Here is a 15,117-nt window from a genome sequence, read left to right on the forward strand (position 1 = left end):
GCCTGTCTCCCAACGAGAAAAAAGCTGCCAAAAAGGCAACTCCGGCTAAGCTAGATAGCAGCGATATAAAATCCCAATCCCATTTCTTTTCACTTCTTATTCATTCCGTAATTTCTTCAGCAATTGAAAAATCTGCCCCCTATGATGCGATTCATGTTCAATCAAATGGTAAACGACCCACTCAGGCGTGACATCATATTGTTCAAGCACCCTCGGTTTACGCCAATCCGTTAGGTCCATTGAACGAAAGTTTGCAAGGAATACTTCACGTACCTTATTGAGGCGGTAGAAATGTTCTTCTAATGTTTGTCCTTCAATGTGGGTTAGGGAGCCATCTTCCGCACGGCATCCTAATGGAAACAAAGCGCGTATTTCCGTATCCCATTCCGTAACAAGTACCTCCTCGTATAACCAATCCGCCTCGACCAATGCTATGTGATATAACATCGAGCCAATCGTTTGCCTTTCATCCATTTTCGAATCGAGTATATTTTGGCTGATTCCAGTTAATTCCGTTATAAGCGTACGGCGAACATCTTCTAAACACCATAGCCACCGCCCAATTTCTTCTTCATATTCCGGTAATGCAGATACCAGTAATGCTCTTCTCTCCAACAAGATCATCCTCCTCTTATTGAACGTACATTCTATTTAAATTGTTCGTTTCCTTCTTTTACATGAAAAATCGCCTGTTAATTAATGGCCTGCTTTATGGGAAGTTTAGTTTTATTGACGGTATAGGCAGGACAAAAGGGCAATCCTCAGATTGCCCTTTCGATTGTGTATGATTTTTTCGTTTTATTTTAACTGATATCGTAAACCGATATTAACTCCCCATAAAAAGATTGGCCCTCATCTCATCTGTTATACGCCTGCTTTGTAAATGATCCTGTTCCCGTTCTTGTTCAACCATTATACGTTGCTCCAGTTTTTGAGCATATTGTGCATAGCCGATTCCATGAGCCTGAAACATTGCCTTTTCCATTGCCGACGTGTACGTTAATTCGAGAAAATTAATGAAGAATCAATCCTTTCCATAGTGAATTTCGTACTCATCTTATCATTGAAAATGCTAACTGACAAAGTTGCTACGGCTCCATATTCACTGATAATTCAGAATTCTCTACAGCTGTTCCTATCTCCATGTACGTAAACGCCATATCCCTCCCTCTTCCTCCGTTTTCCATTTTAACCGTAAAGATAAATTTTTAATTTGTTCAAAGCTATGAGCAAGTAGATAGGAATGAAGTCATTTTTTTAAACAAATTAAAAATCCCATTAACAAACTTGTTGTCAATGGGATGAATGTTTATTTATAAGAACCGAATATTTCTTTTGCCAATTTACGCCCAGTCGGAGTGGCAGCAAGGCCGCCCTCTGCCGTTTCACGAAGTGCGACTGGCATGGTCAATCCAATTTTATACATGGCATCGATGACTTCATCACATGGAATGCGGCTCGTAATGCCTGCAAGTGCCATATCAGCTGCCGTTATCGCGTTAGATGCCCCCATTGCATTACGTTTCACACAAGGAACTTCAACCAAACCTGCCACTGGATCACAAACCAATCCAAGCATATTTTTCAGTGTGATTGCCATCGCTTCTGCGGCTTGACTTGGTGTACCGCCGGCCAGTTCTACAATTGCAGCTGCCGCCATTCCACTTGCCGAGCCCACTTCTGCTTGGCAGCCACCAGCTGCTCCAGAAATGGAAGCGTTGTTTGCAACTACGAATCCGAAGGCAGCGGAAGTGAAAAGAAAATCAATCATCTCTGCTCGGGTCGGGTTAAGTCTTTCTTTCACGGCAAATAACGTACCGGGAACCACGCCCGCAGAACCGGCTGTAGGAGTGGCACAAATCATTCCCATTGCTGCATTCACTTCGTTCGTCGCAACAGCTTTACTGACGGCATCCAATAATAAATTGCCTCCGAGTGCCTTGCCCGTCTTGATATAATTTTGCAAAAGAACGGCATCTCCGCCCGTTAGGCCTGTAACGGATTGCACGCCTTTCAGACCTCTTTCCACCGCCTGTTCCATCACTGTCAGATTCCTGTCCATCTTTTCAATGATCTGTTCTCTCGACAAGCCTGAGAACTCCATTTCTTGTAAAATCATGATTTCCGCGATTTTTACATTTTTACTTTCAGCAAGTTCAACCAACTCTGCTACATTTCGGAACATGTTTTTACCTCCATATCTATACCAACACTTTTAATGATTCTCATTCAACCATCCTTATGACTTGCGACACGTTTTCCAGTCCCTCAATTTCCTTCATGACTTCGACCTTGATTTTCTGATCGACTTCAATCACCATGAGGGCCATTTGACCTTTTTCTTTTCGTGAAACTTCCATATGTCCAATGTTAATTTCATGATTGGCCAATACTGTTGAAACGGAAGATATTATTCCAAACACATCGTTGTGCACAACTAAAATGGCTGGGTTTTCACCCGACAATTTAAGCTTGAACGTATTCAACTCCGTTATTTCTATCGTTCCTCCGCCAATGGAGATTCCAACAAGCTCTAATTCTTTATCTTCGTCAAACAGTCTGATTTTGACTGTATTAGGGTGATCCATCACAGTATCCTCGATTGTAAAGGAAACTTCCATACCCGCTTCTTCCGCTATCGTCAAAGAAGTAGGGATTCGTTCATCATCCGTATCGAAATCCAATATCCCTCCTACGACAGCAACATCCGTACCGTGTCCCCGGTAGGTTTTTGCAAAAGAACCATATAAAGAAATAATGGCTTTCTTCGGTTGCTTTCCGAATAACGTCCTTGCTACTCTGCCAATTCTGGCAGCTCCTGCTGTATGTGAGCTTGAAGGTCCAATCATAACGGGACCGATTATATCGAATGCAGATCTGTATTTCATTTTGTAATGCCCCTTTTCTGGCAATATATTTTTTAACCGTCTTTCATCTCAAATAAGGGTGAACGAAGATCAAAAAGCGGCATAATTACTATATTAAGATATTTTTATCATTCCTGCAATGAAAACCCTTTCATTGCATATCCCATATTAACATATATTACATAACATACCTACCAAAAACTTTTATTATTTATCGCAAAGATAGTATTTGATTTTTCAGTATTTTAAGATAATTAATATAATCACTTACAACAATTAAACATGTAAAAAAGCAGCCATCAGGCTGCTTTCCCTTTTATCTCTCCGCTCTAACTCGCTTTTTTCTCATCCGTGGATTTAGCGGCTCCCCAAATTTCGGAGACCCACTCAGGATGATCGATGAACGGATTGCGGTTATTCTGCCAGTCATATATGACCTCATTACGGTGGCTCTCGAAATCATCGACTGGATCGAGAGCATTCCATTTCAAAAGTGTCGATAGCTTTCCATGAAGCGGCTTCGGATACGTATTGACTGTATCGGATAGTTCCAGATCCAATTCACCATTTCCTTCATAGCGGACGGCCATGTAAAAGAGCATCCGGGCTATATCACCTTTAACATGATCTGGCGGTTCCCATGAATCTGAATCAAACTTACATTCACATCCGCTATATGTTTGACCGCCATCGTCGAAATCCAGATGGCCCCGTTTACCATTGACTGTAACATCAGCCGGACGGAGGTGATGAAGGTCGGTCCCGGGACCTATGCTTGTTCCAAAATCACCGTGGGACTTGGCCCAAACATGCTCACGGTTCCATTGTCCTGCATTGCCTCCATTAGCGTTCTTCGAAATCGATTTTCCAGAGTAAAGCAAGATGACATTCTGTTTGTTTGCCGGATCTTCATCCGTTTCTTTAAGGGCATCCCACACTTGATCATAAGATAACTTCGTATGACCCTTAATAATCGAGTGCAGAACCGATTTCAATTCCGGGCCTGTTTTTCCTGTCGCCGTTTCATAATAAGCTTCAAGCGGCTTATCATCCGTTACGGTCAACGTGAAGCGGGCAACCACTTCCGATAGTTGGTCCACAGCCTTGACTGCAACAAGGTATGTTCCAGCTTCATTTGCAGGAAGGGTTAATATTGGGCCAGCGACAGTACCGATAGTGGATGAAAAGGTCAGATTATCTTCATCCGGATCTGAGAAGTGCTCACTCAAATCGATAGTGACCTTAGAACCGGCTTTCACTTCAAGATTCTCCAGTTTTTTCTTTACAACAGGCGCTTGATTTTCTTTAGGGTCGAAAGGGGAAGCGATTGCTTCCCCTTTTGAATCGACAAATTTGATATTAGACTCGTCGACACCTTCTGTTACAGTCCATTTCTGAACATTTTCAGCACCCCTGATTTCTTTTACATTGGCGTTATCAATGATGACTTCCTTCACCGCCATGCCTCCAAAATCAATGATCGCGCCTTCCTTAGCCGGTTTTATCGTCACAGTTGCATCCTTCAGCCCAAGACCTTTGAGTACGGCATAGGAACCTTTTAACCAGATCCCTTCCTCGATGTTGGATGTTTCGTCAAGATCGATCAAGACACTAGGTGAAGCAATCGTAAGTCTTTTTGTTTTAACGTTTGTTAAATGATACGTTTTTTCTGGAGCAGCGGGTTCAACTCCCCCTGATTCAGATAACGATGTTTGAATCAATACAGGGTCATGATCACTTGCCCTTCCATGAGCTTCCATGAAGGATGAGTTAATATGGACAATATCGACTTTCGTTGCCGCCGCCATATTATTCGATACAAGGATATGGTCCAGTACTTGTGAATTGCCTTGATATGTGTAAGAATAACGTTTTTCAAAAGGAACTTTCTCGATCATATTGGTTAAATCTTTACCCTTTAATGTTTTAAGCGGAGCCGAAAATTCAAAATCATTAAAGTCTCCAAGCAAGACGATATTCGCCTTGGCATCCTGTGACTTGATATCACTGACAAACCGATTGACGATGGAGGCAATTTGTAGCCTCTGCGTCTCACTTGAAAGGATAGGAGGTTGGTTCCTGCCAAATAATGGCTGGTCGCCGCCCTTGGAGTTAAAATGATTGGCCACCACCACTACACTTTCCCCTTTAAATTCGAATTGAGCGGCTAAAGGCTTCCTGCTTGAAGTAAAGGCGGAATCAGTAGGCTCTATTCGTCCAGGATTCAAGGTGAGTTTTCCATCTTTGAAAGCAACGGATTGCGTCGCCGTTCCTTTCGTCCCCTCAGTTAATTTGACACGGTCCACATTATATAAAAAGCCTACACGGATATTCCCGCCAGGTGCCCCGCCATCAAGTTTATCTTCTGGAGCGATATCGATGAATTGATATTGCGGTCCGCCCAACGCTTTTATTTTGTCGGTCAGCTTCTTGGCACTTTGAGCAGAATCCGTTGTCCCGCTATCTGTTGCCCCATCATTATCTTGCATTTCCGTTACGCCGATTATATCCGGCTGTTTAAGATTAGTAATGATGGATGTTGCGATCGTTTCAACTTTCGAGTCAGCGGTTTGTGTGGAGAAATTCTCGATATTATAGGAAGCGATTGATAATTTATCGGAATCCTTCTCCAAGGATGTCACTTCCCGGGCCGTACCGCCATCCTTTAACGCCGGCAGCTGATTTTTATCCGTCAATACCCTATAGTTGCTATATCCATAACTGATGACTCCTGTAACCGAGCCTTCAAAAGAATCACCCGTTTTCGCTACAAATGATTCATCATCCATATCAAGGGTTATTCTTTCAGGATTGAAATCCGTTTCCGTTATTTTGACACCTTTAACTGCAGTCGTCGTTTCCATATTCCCCGGAATCACGACCAATTCACCATAGTCTTGAGGAGCGACCACTTTCGGGTTATATACTTGCACGAGCATTCCTTCCAAACTCTCGTAGAAATCAATGCCGTCCTCATTCGGATTAAAATCTGTCAATCTATCATCATCGATATTCTCAGACGGTGGAATGACATCTTTTCCAATGATGATCGGTTCTGGCATTGCTACAGTTCCAAGCTTTTCAATAGTCGTATTCGTCAATTCGGTCGTTGGCAGATCCGTCGTTTTCATTTCAGCGTATCCTTCGATATACCACTCCACGACTTTACCTGCCACTTTGATATGATCTCCCGCTTTTAGACCATGCGCTTTGTTGTACACGAGTATTCCCTCTGAAGTCGTTAAGTCCTTATCCGGATTCAGATCTTGCATGTAAAAGTTATTCGCATCCCTTACATAAGTGACGACACCTTCAACACCTGAGACGAGTTGATTCTCATATGATGAAAAATGATTCATCCCCTGAATGTCACGGATCTTCAATTCATTGGTTTTGATAACCGTATAGGCAAATGTGAAAACTTCCGATGTCTTATCATTGACAGCGATTGCCTTTATGACGGTATCTTCCGTTAAAAAGATAGGATCTGTGTACAAGGCACTTGAAGACGTCGGAGTGGATCCATCCAGCGTATAATGGATTTTCGCTTCTTCCCAGCCCGATTCAAGTGTTACTTTTGTATTTTCACTAACCGTACCAGGGAAAATATCCGGGTAAACAGCTGGTTTGTTCACCAGTTCATAATCTTCAAGACCACGTGGCTTCAGTTGATACGTGTCATTGAACTGCGATGCTATCCCGGTTACAGAAATGACATCCCCCGCTTTAAAGTTCCTCAGGAAATCTTCATAATTCGAACCGTTCCGGTTATCATGGCGAACGGTAACAGAGTTCCCTTCAGTATCTGCCGCCTTGAATTCGAATGTTCCATATGTTCCCGATGCCGCCAATTCAGTAATGGTCGCTTTTTCAATCGTGACCAGCTCACCTTGCGTTTCTTCATTGACGCCAGCGGCATCGATTTTTTGGATTTCAGGAAGTTCATTCCCGGAAGAAACCACTTCAAGGGAGGTTGGTTGGATTTGTAATTCCTTATTATAAGCGGATACTTGTCCGATTAAACGAACCTTATCCCCTTGCTTTACATCCACCGGCCATGAAGAACCATAAACATATAGCCCAGCGGTTTCATCTTGGATATAAAAGCCTTTTCCTCCCCAATAACCTAGCCCTGTGGTAACCACCCCATCGACCTGCACTACATCTTCGGTATTCGTTCTTGCCTCGGCGATGGAATCCAGAACCTTCACATCAGGCTCTTCAGGTGGTGTTCCTCCATCAGTGATGATTTTGTAATCGGTTGCGGATTTCAGACCTGGTACTGAAAAATATCTTTCCAGCTTTCCAGTAATCGTCACCTGTGCTTTGAGTAATTCCGGATGTTCGACTAGATTCAACGCCGTACGGATATTACCGGCCGGAAGCTGAACAGGCATGATTTTCTTTACATCCGTTTCATCCGGACTATCCGCAATACCTATATTCGTACCTTCAGTAAAAGGCGATGTTTGTTGATAGCTTGTACCGCTTTTAGCTGTACCGACAATATATCCCTTCACCGTTGCCGTGCCACTGTTATTATTAATCGCTTCCGTTACCGTTATAGTCCCTTCCGCATTTGCAGCGTCTGCATATGGCAAAACCGTTGATAGCACGATCAATATGGCAAAGAAAAGCTTGCATATCCCATTCTTCTTCAAGATCTCAACCCCTCCAACTTTTTACGTAGGTTCAGCATTCATACCGATTAAAAAATCGTTTCGCCATTCACGGTGACACCGCTTAGGCTCACGGTTTTACCGTTAAGTCCCGATAAATCCAAATTACCCTCGACTGTAACATTTGAAAAAGTAAAGCTGTCTGGAGGAGTTCCTGTTAATGTAAGATTTCCTTTAACCACTGCATTTTCCAATGAAGCAATATCCGTGATGTCCACAGCTACATTACCCTCATGGTTTTTTGGAGCATCAGCCGTTCCGCCAAAGTCTTTGGCCAACACCGTATTCGGGTCTGTAGAGTTTCCGGCCACATCTTTGATGCGTCCTTCGATGCTTGGATCGACAGTTTTGAGCCCACTTACATAATCCCGTAGATTCTCCCAATCAGCGAGTCCGATATCCGTCACTCTTCCTTCTTCATAAGCCTTCTTGAAAACGGTGAATCCATCTCCGCCCTTAGCTGTAAAAGCGTTGGTCGCCACGACATATTCCTTCGCGGCATCCAACTCGGAATATGTTCCATCTTGTCCCATGACTTCAACCTTTGTCACACGATTGCCTGATTCCTTTGAACTATCGTAGCTGAATTTCATTCCGGATACATGCAGGAAGCCGCCATTTTCCTTAGGAGCCAAGCTGACACTATGCTCTAATGCTTCATTGATCTCTGCACCCGTAAGCGCCATCGTCGCTAACGTATTCCCAAACGGTAAAACGGTCAGTATTTCCCCTAAAGTGATCTCACCTTGATCGATACCTGCACGGATGCCCCCGCCATTTTGGAAAGCAATGACCGCATCCTTATTGAATTCTTTTGCTTTACTAAGCATCCCGTCCGTAATTAAATTACCCAGTTCTGTTTCATTTTTACGAACACTCGGTTTCGTTTCATCCCCTGCATCACGCGGTGTGTCCAAAGCCTTCACAGCTGTTGCCCCAGTCTGCGTTTCCTTCAGGTCCTTAATCTTCGAGGAGTATGTTTCGAGCACTGTTGCCGCTTCAGGATCATCCTGTTTTTCAGAAAGCTTAATCAGCTGACCGGCTTGTCCGACAATCTTGCCCTTCTTATCGAATTCCACATCGATCGTTCCTAAAAAGTCGCTATACTGATACCCTTGAACGATGACTGTCGGATCTTTCGTTTTCCCCTTATCATCCTTATCAATTACAACGGGGGCGTTTAACTGCGTATGGCTATGTCCGCCCACAATCACGTCGATGCCTTTGACCTTGGCAGCTAATGTTAAATCATTGTCATAAGCCGCATTGTCATCATAACCAATATGGGATACGGCAACTATCTTATTAACACCCATCCCTTTGAACGCCTTGACCGCTTTTTCGGCCTCTTCAAGATAGTTTTCGAATACTATACTTCCAGGACTTGAAATATCTTTCGTTTCTTCAGTCGTAAGCCCGAAGAAACCCACCTTCTGACCATCCACTTGTTTTACGATTCCATTGTATATCTTCCCTTGCTCCGGCTTACTTGAAATCAGGTCCGAAAATAATCCCTTAAACTTATCATCCTTGGAGAAGTCCACGTTCGAACTGACAAATGGGAACTGAGCCCCCTTAATGAAGTCAGCCAAAGCTTGATGCCCTTCAGCGCTTGATCCCAAGTCAAACTCATGATTCCCAAATGTCATGACGTCATATTTCATTAAATTCATGAAGCGAAGATCCGCTTGCCCTTTGAATTCATTAAAATAGAGGGTTCCCGAGAATACGTCACCAGCATCCACCAATAGAGCTTGCGGTTTACTCTTACGCACTTCTTTAACAGCTGTCACCCTTTTGGCCACATTGTCCAAGTGGGCATGCGTGTCATTCGTATGCATCAAGGAAAGCGTGATTGCCTTCGCCGGATTTTTCAAAGCTTCTTTAGCAGCTGCCACTTTCTTATCCGCCAATGCTATTTTCGCTTCGAATTCCTTTCGGTCCGACTCCTTGATCCCATTTAAATGGATGTCGGCTCTCGCCTTTTTAGCCGCTTTTATCTGTTCTTTCGTTTTAAGTTCCCCATTGGCAAGAGCTACATAGGTATTGACCCGTTTTGCCACTTCCTTTTTCTTTTCTGCATATACCGCTTCATCATACTTACCTTTCACCTCTTTAACATAAGCATGAATGGCTTTACCGAGTTTGGACGTTTTGCTGACCTTTTTCAACTGCGAAGAAACGGTATTCATCCGGTTGTCCGCGGTCTTTAAATCACCTTTCTTCACCCAGTAAGCAGCTTTCTCATAGTAGTACGGCACTTTCAGGTCACCGCTCAAAGCCGTTTTGGTCGATTTAGTGAATTTATCGTATAAAAGCTTTTCGATTTTCGCACCGTAAACCGTATCTTTAATGGCTTTGTCTGTCTTTTTCACGGCAATATCCAGTGCCTCGTATTGATTCCTGATATCAATAGATTTCTTGGCAAGAATTGAATTCGTAAGGGCGCTAATCGATTTATCATGTGCAGCTTTTGCTTTCTCAGCCGCTTTATATCCTTTTACATAACCTTCTGAACGAGTGATGTACTTGTCATAAGCTTCGATTTCTTTGTATTTGGCGTCTTTTTCTTTTTTGCTTAACATTGATTTTTTAATGGTAGAGTTGATGTCTTTTTTTGCTTGTTTTGCAGACTTGATTTGTTTCTCAACAGTGGATACGGAAGCGAGTTTAGAAGAGTAGAAATAGGTGTCGAATGGTTTTTTGATGGTGGCCTTTGCCGTTTTGATTTTACTATTCAGGCTAGTGGCAGCATCCGATGGTGCCGGTGCTACTGCTACGATCGTTGTCGCAGCCATTATGGTTGCTGATGCAATTTTAACGATTTTCTTTTTCCCCATTAGAGTTAATCCCCCCATAAGTTCTATACTGGCATAACATTTCGCGAACATATCAATGGATTTGACACGTTTTTCAAAAAATTAAACCTGAATAAATTTTATTGCTTATACACAAATCCACCCTACTTTTTTCCTCTAAAGATTCGTGTACATCCTATATTACAACAAAATAATCCAATTTTAAAACAAATTTACAATGCCACACGGAATATTAACAGAATATTATCATTATAATCACCTCAAAATACCCATCTGTATCTTGATGATATATCAACAAAATTATTTAATGGTAAAATAGTATCATTATTTCTCCGTAGTCAATTTTGGTCTTTATACCTACAGAAGATCAAAAAAAAGAGAGAGATTTATATCTCTCCCACAGACTGTACAAGTTAGACGTTGAATTCCGCTCCAGGCACTCGCTTTCCGCGGGCGGTCTGGGAGCCTCCTCGGCTTGCGCCTGCGGGGTCTCCCTAGACTCGCTTTTCCCGCAGGAGTCTCGCACCTTCCTCTCCAATCAACTTTGTTATAAAATTTTGATATAAACCATACCTGAGGAGTTGAAGGTATTGCTTTGGGTCAGTTGGTTCTTGATCAAAGTTACGTTTTCCGAAGCCCTTTTGTCTACAAACTTGAGAGAGAGATTTTAATCTCTCCCAGTCTTTGAGCTGCATCATTGAACATGAATTTTTAATAATTCATAACAAGCAGAACAACATTACTCCCATATTTTTAAGTTGGATAATATAGGATCATGCTTAATCGAGTTAATGTTTCCCCTGAATTATGGTAAGTATGCGGTCTGTCAGCCTTGAATCTGATAGAATCACCATTCCTTACTGTATATTCTTCGTTATTTACACGTACAGTCAATTCCCCTTCAAAAACAGTTATGTACTCTTCAGTTCCTTCTCTATGCGAATCGGAACTTAGGAATCCACCTTTTTCTATCTCGACTGAATATACTTCAAAGCGCTTCTCATCTTCAAAGGGAAAGTGGGGATAAACTCGATATTTGCCGTTATCTTCAGATAATGATTGAATTTCACTTTTTAAAACAATTTTTGTATCCGGCTGCGGACTATTTATCAGTGAAGAAAATGAAATCTTTAATCCATTGGCTATTTTCCAAATTGTTGTAATCGTAGGGCTCGATCCGCCCCTTTCGATTTGTCCGATCATCGTTTTGCTTACTCCGGTTAATTCAGCAACCTTTTCAAGACTTAATTTCTTACTTTCCCTGATGGCTTTTAAATTGTTAGCAATAATAAAATTTATTTCTTCCATAAAAATGCTCCTTATTTACAATATAACGTCGGCGTTGTACAATATAAAGAAAGTCGTTATATTGTCACTTTTGGTCATTATAGCATACAAAGGGGAGTCAACCATGCCTTTACTATCTTTTTTGCTATTTGTTTTTGTTACAAGTTTCACTCCAGGTCCAAATAACATCATGGCAATGTTATTTGCGAACAAGTACGGGTTAAAAAAGACGATTAAATTTTGTTTCGGGGTAGGTGCCGGTTTTTTTGTAATAATGTTATTGTGTAGTTATTTTAATGTTTTGCTTGAAAATTTCATACCAAAGATTGAATTTATCATGACTATCCTAGGTGCAATTTATATGCTGTATCTGGCCATAAAAATCATTTCCAGTTCAAATAAAGATAAGGACGATAATGATGACAGGAACAACAGTTTTATAGCGGGCATGCTTTTACAATTCATAAATCCAAAAGGCATCTTATATGGCATCACGGCAATATCAACCTTCATACTACCTTATCACTCTTCAAATTTCAGCTTACTATTCTTTTCATTATTTCTGGCTTTTGTTGGTTTTATGAGTACGTTCTGTTGGAGTATGTTCGGTTCGGTTTTTCAAACGGTTTTATCAAAGTATAGAAGTCAGTTTAATGTAATCATGGCTTTGTTATTAGTGTATAGCGCCATTTCGATTCTTGTACAATGAAAAAGGGCAACGGGTTCGATCCTTCATTAAGAAGGATTGCCCCATACCTCCCTCTCCCTGCATTAAATGTTTAAGCTCCCTTCGAATATGGTCACGGCATGGCCTGAAAGTTTAACTGTGTCTTCCGTTACTTCAACCTTCAGCAGTCCTCCTCTTTCCGATGCCTGATAGGCTATAGTGATACTTTTGTTCAGCTTGCTTTTCCAATATGGTCCCAGACAGCAATGGGCCGAGCCGGTTACTTGATCTTCGTCAAGGCCTTGGGCAGGGGAAAAGAAACGTGAAACGAAATCATATTCACTGTTATCCGATTGACTCGTCACGATGACGCCCCGAACCGGCAATTGGGCAATGGAGTCTATATCCGGCTTTAAATTCCTTACGATTTCCTCTGATTGAACTTCGACTAGAAGATCCCATTTGTTTTGCCCAACATACGCAGGCACAACTCCTAAAGCTTTTATCAGTAAATCAGGGGCAGTGGTCTCCTTCTCCCTTAATGACGGAAATTCCAACTGAACCATCCCATCAACGAATTTTGCAGTGAGAAGCCCGCTTTTCGTCTGATAGGCAATCGGCTGATTCCTTGGCACGTATCCTTTATCCCATAAAAAGAAAGAGCTTGCCAGCGTCCCATGTCCACAAATCGGGATTTCAATGAAAGGTGTGAACCATCGCAGCTTCCATTCCCCATTATGAGGTTGAATAAAAGCGGTAACAGGCATATTAATCTCTTTAGCTGTTCGCTGCATCCACTCGCTGTTACTTTCCCCGGTAAGAAGGCAGACTGCAGCAGGGTTTCCTTTAAAAGGTTGATCTGTAAACGTATTAATGATGGTTAATTCCATTAAATGTTCCTCCGGTAAGTAATATTCTAGTCTCCTAATTCCACAATGAGGAGCCCTTTTCCTTTTTTGAATGACCATTCCCTTGTTTTTAAAGAGTTCTCATTAAAATGAAAAGGACCACCATATGGCGTCCTCGATTAAGTCCCTTTATCTACACAGGTTCCAGACGATTTTAACGTTGTTATAAAAATCCTGTAATTATGTAGTGCATTTCGAAATCACTAAAATAGACAGCTTTATAAAAAAGCTGCCCATCACTATATCAATTATGTGATCTACCTTGCCGTAACAAACACCCTACAGTTTCCGTACAATGAATGTATCCCCAAGCAGTTCCCAATTCTGGGGGAACGGATAACCAAGTACCCAATAACTGAGACCCCTTGACCTGTAAGTCTTCACCAGATCGAATTTGGCTTTGGCACTGCGTGCGTCCTCAAACCAAACTTCATGTGTGCGTCCCTGATCATCTTTGTACCTATAATAAGGGGATTGGGCTGTCTCGTCATATTTTATTTCTGCATTATATTGGACGGCTCGCCTGATGGCTTCCTGCATGTCGAAAGTCTCTGCTTCCTGTCCCTCTTCATGAGGAATAAGCCAGTCCCTGGCATAAATTTGAAATCCTATGAAGATTTTATTTGTTGGTATCACCGTTACGGCATAATCAAGGACACGCTTTATTTCATTAATGGGAGAGATTGCCTGCGGCGGCCCCTTTCGGTAACCCCATTCATATGTCATCAGCACCACGAAGTCGAGCAGCCGTCCGTGAACTGGATAATCATGTGCCTCAACTAATGTCCCCTTTTGATTGGCGCTAGTTTTTGGGGCAAGGGAGGATGACACAAAGTAACCCTCAGGATGCAATCGATCCACTGCTCTTTGGAGAAAGCGATTATAGAGATCACGGTCCTCTGGTCTTACACTTTCAAAATCGATATTCAATCCACGGTATCCTTTATCTTTCATCGTTTTTATGACGTTGGTTAATAATGTTTCCACTAAACTTAAATCGGAAAGTATCGTATGGGCAAGCTGAGTTCCCGCTTCCGTCGCGGAAAAATTCGTTATGCACATCATGGGTATGACGCCAGTCGACTGTGCCGCCCGGATCGTCGGGATGTCATCTATGACTTCTAAGCTGCCATCTTGCCTCATTCTATAACCAAATGGACTTACATAGGTCAAATCATGGGCTACTTCACGTACCTGCTCCGCACCGGCTTGCCCGTAAACGTTTGTAAAACCATTTACTTCAATGATGGGTTTTGGTTTCTGGGGAATCCTCATTATCCGTCCTATATGGATATTGGACGGATCTGTAATCCTATTCATCTGCATAATGGCCTGAACTGTCGTTCCATAACGTCTCGCTATATCATAAAGGGTATCTCGTTCCCTTACGGTATGATAAATAACCGGGATGGTTAGTCTCTGCCCTGGATAGATAGCGGAAGGATTTGTGATGCGATTCGATTGCATGATTTCCTGTACCGTAATTCCAAACTGATTTGCGATATTATTTAGAGCATCCCCTTGCTGAACCCTGTACTGAAGATAAGGTTCAGGAATCAAAAGAGCTAGGCCAAGCACCAGCTTATCTGGATTTTCAAGGCCATTGATCCGAACAATCCGGTTGATACTGACACCATATTGCTGGGAAATTCCCCACAAAGAATCCCCCCTATTCACCACATGGATTCTCACATGCACAGCCCCGCTTTCCTTTTAAATATTCCTTTCATTTTATTCCCTGGATAGCCCTAATATGTTTTTTGCGTTCAACACTCATTAAATGAATGTGTTCATAAGCCTGAGAAGGTATATAGGGGAAAAATAATAATGGCAGCTATCAATTCCAGGGAAGGTATGGAGGGCTTGTCCATGTTTTAAATGAGACTGCAG

General features: G+C 42.2%; 10 protein-coding genes. 1 reads left to right on the forward strand and 9 read right to left on the reverse strand.

The window, feature by feature from the left end; translation table 11 throughout:
* Positions 1-96: 96 nt before the first annotated feature.
* The 7 genes from ABIE66_RS23675 to ABIE66_RS23705 all read right to left on the reverse strand — a co-directional run bounded on the left by ABIE66_RS23675 (position 97) and on the right by ABIE66_RS23705 (position 11,673).
* Positions 97-624, reverse strand: a complete 528-nt coding sequence (locus tag ABIE66_RS23675) for a DinB family protein (RefSeq protein WP_370016528.1) — start codon at positions 622-624, stop codon at positions 97-99.
* A 202-nt stretch (positions 625-826) separates the two neighbouring features.
* Entirely contained in the window at positions 827-985 is a 159-nt protein-coding gene (locus ABIE66_RS23680) for a YuzK family famiily protein (protein WP_289314778.1), read from the reverse strand.
* Positions 986-1,309: 324 nt separating this feature from the next.
* Entirely contained in the window at positions 1,310-2,185 is an 876-nt protein-coding gene (gene sdaAA, locus ABIE66_RS23685; protein ID WP_289326599.1) for an L-serine ammonia-lyase, iron-sulfur-dependent, subunit alpha, read from the reverse strand.
* A 40-nt stretch (positions 2,186-2,225) separates the two neighbouring features.
* On the reverse strand, positions 2,226-2,888 hold the full coding sequence (gene sdaAB / locus ABIE66_RS23690) for an L-serine ammonia-lyase, iron-sulfur-dependent subunit beta (protein ID WP_289334158.1): 663 nt from the start codon (positions 2,886-2,888) through the stop codon (positions 2,226-2,228).
* 308 nt (positions 2,889-3,196) lie between these two features.
* Positions 3,197-7,528 (reverse strand): endonuclease, encoded by a 4,332-nt coding sequence (locus ABIE66_RS23695; RefSeq protein ID WP_370016529.1) that lies wholly within the window; start codon positions 7,526-7,528, stop codon positions 3,197-3,199.
* 47 nt (positions 7,529-7,575) lie between these two features.
* Positions 7,576-10,386 (reverse strand): bifunctional metallophosphatase/5'-nucleotidase, encoded by a 2,811-nt coding sequence (locus ABIE66_RS23700; RefSeq protein ID WP_370016530.1) that lies wholly within the window; start codon positions 10,384-10,386, stop codon positions 7,576-7,578.
* A gap of 732 nt (positions 10,387-11,118) precedes the next feature.
* Entirely contained in the window at positions 11,119-11,673 is a 555-nt protein-coding gene (locus tag ABIE66_RS23705) for a helix-turn-helix domain-containing protein (RefSeq protein WP_370016531.1), read from the reverse strand.
* A gap of 103 nt (positions 11,674-11,776) precedes the next feature.
* Between ABIE66_RS23705 and ABIE66_RS23710 the strand changes: the two genes are divergently transcribed.
* Positions 11,777-12,361, forward strand: a complete 585-nt coding sequence (locus ABIE66_RS23710; RefSeq protein WP_370016532.1) for a LysE family transporter — start codon at positions 11,777-11,779, stop codon at positions 12,359-12,361.
* Positions 12,362-12,423: 62 nt separating this feature from the next.
* Here ABIE66_RS23710 and ABIE66_RS23715 read toward each other — a convergent pair whose 3' ends face one another.
* On the reverse strand, positions 12,424-13,209 hold the full coding sequence (locus ABIE66_RS23715) for a PhzF family phenazine biosynthesis protein (RefSeq protein ID WP_289326604.1): 786 nt from the start codon (positions 13,207-13,209) through the stop codon (positions 12,424-12,426).
* A 297-nt stretch (positions 13,210-13,506) separates the two neighbouring features.
* Positions 13,507-14,919 carry a glycoside hydrolase family 18 protein gene (locus ABIE66_RS23720; protein ID WP_214811835.1) on the reverse strand — a complete coding sequence of 471 codons (1,413 nt, stop codon included), beginning with the start codon at positions 14,917-14,919 and terminating at the stop codon, positions 13,507-13,509.
* Between the last annotated feature and the right edge of the window lie 198 nt (positions 14,920-15,117).

This window comes from Peribacillus sp. B2I2, from assembly GCF_041261685.1.
Lineage (GTDB): Bacteria > Bacillota > Bacilli > Bacillales > DSM-1321 > Peribacillus.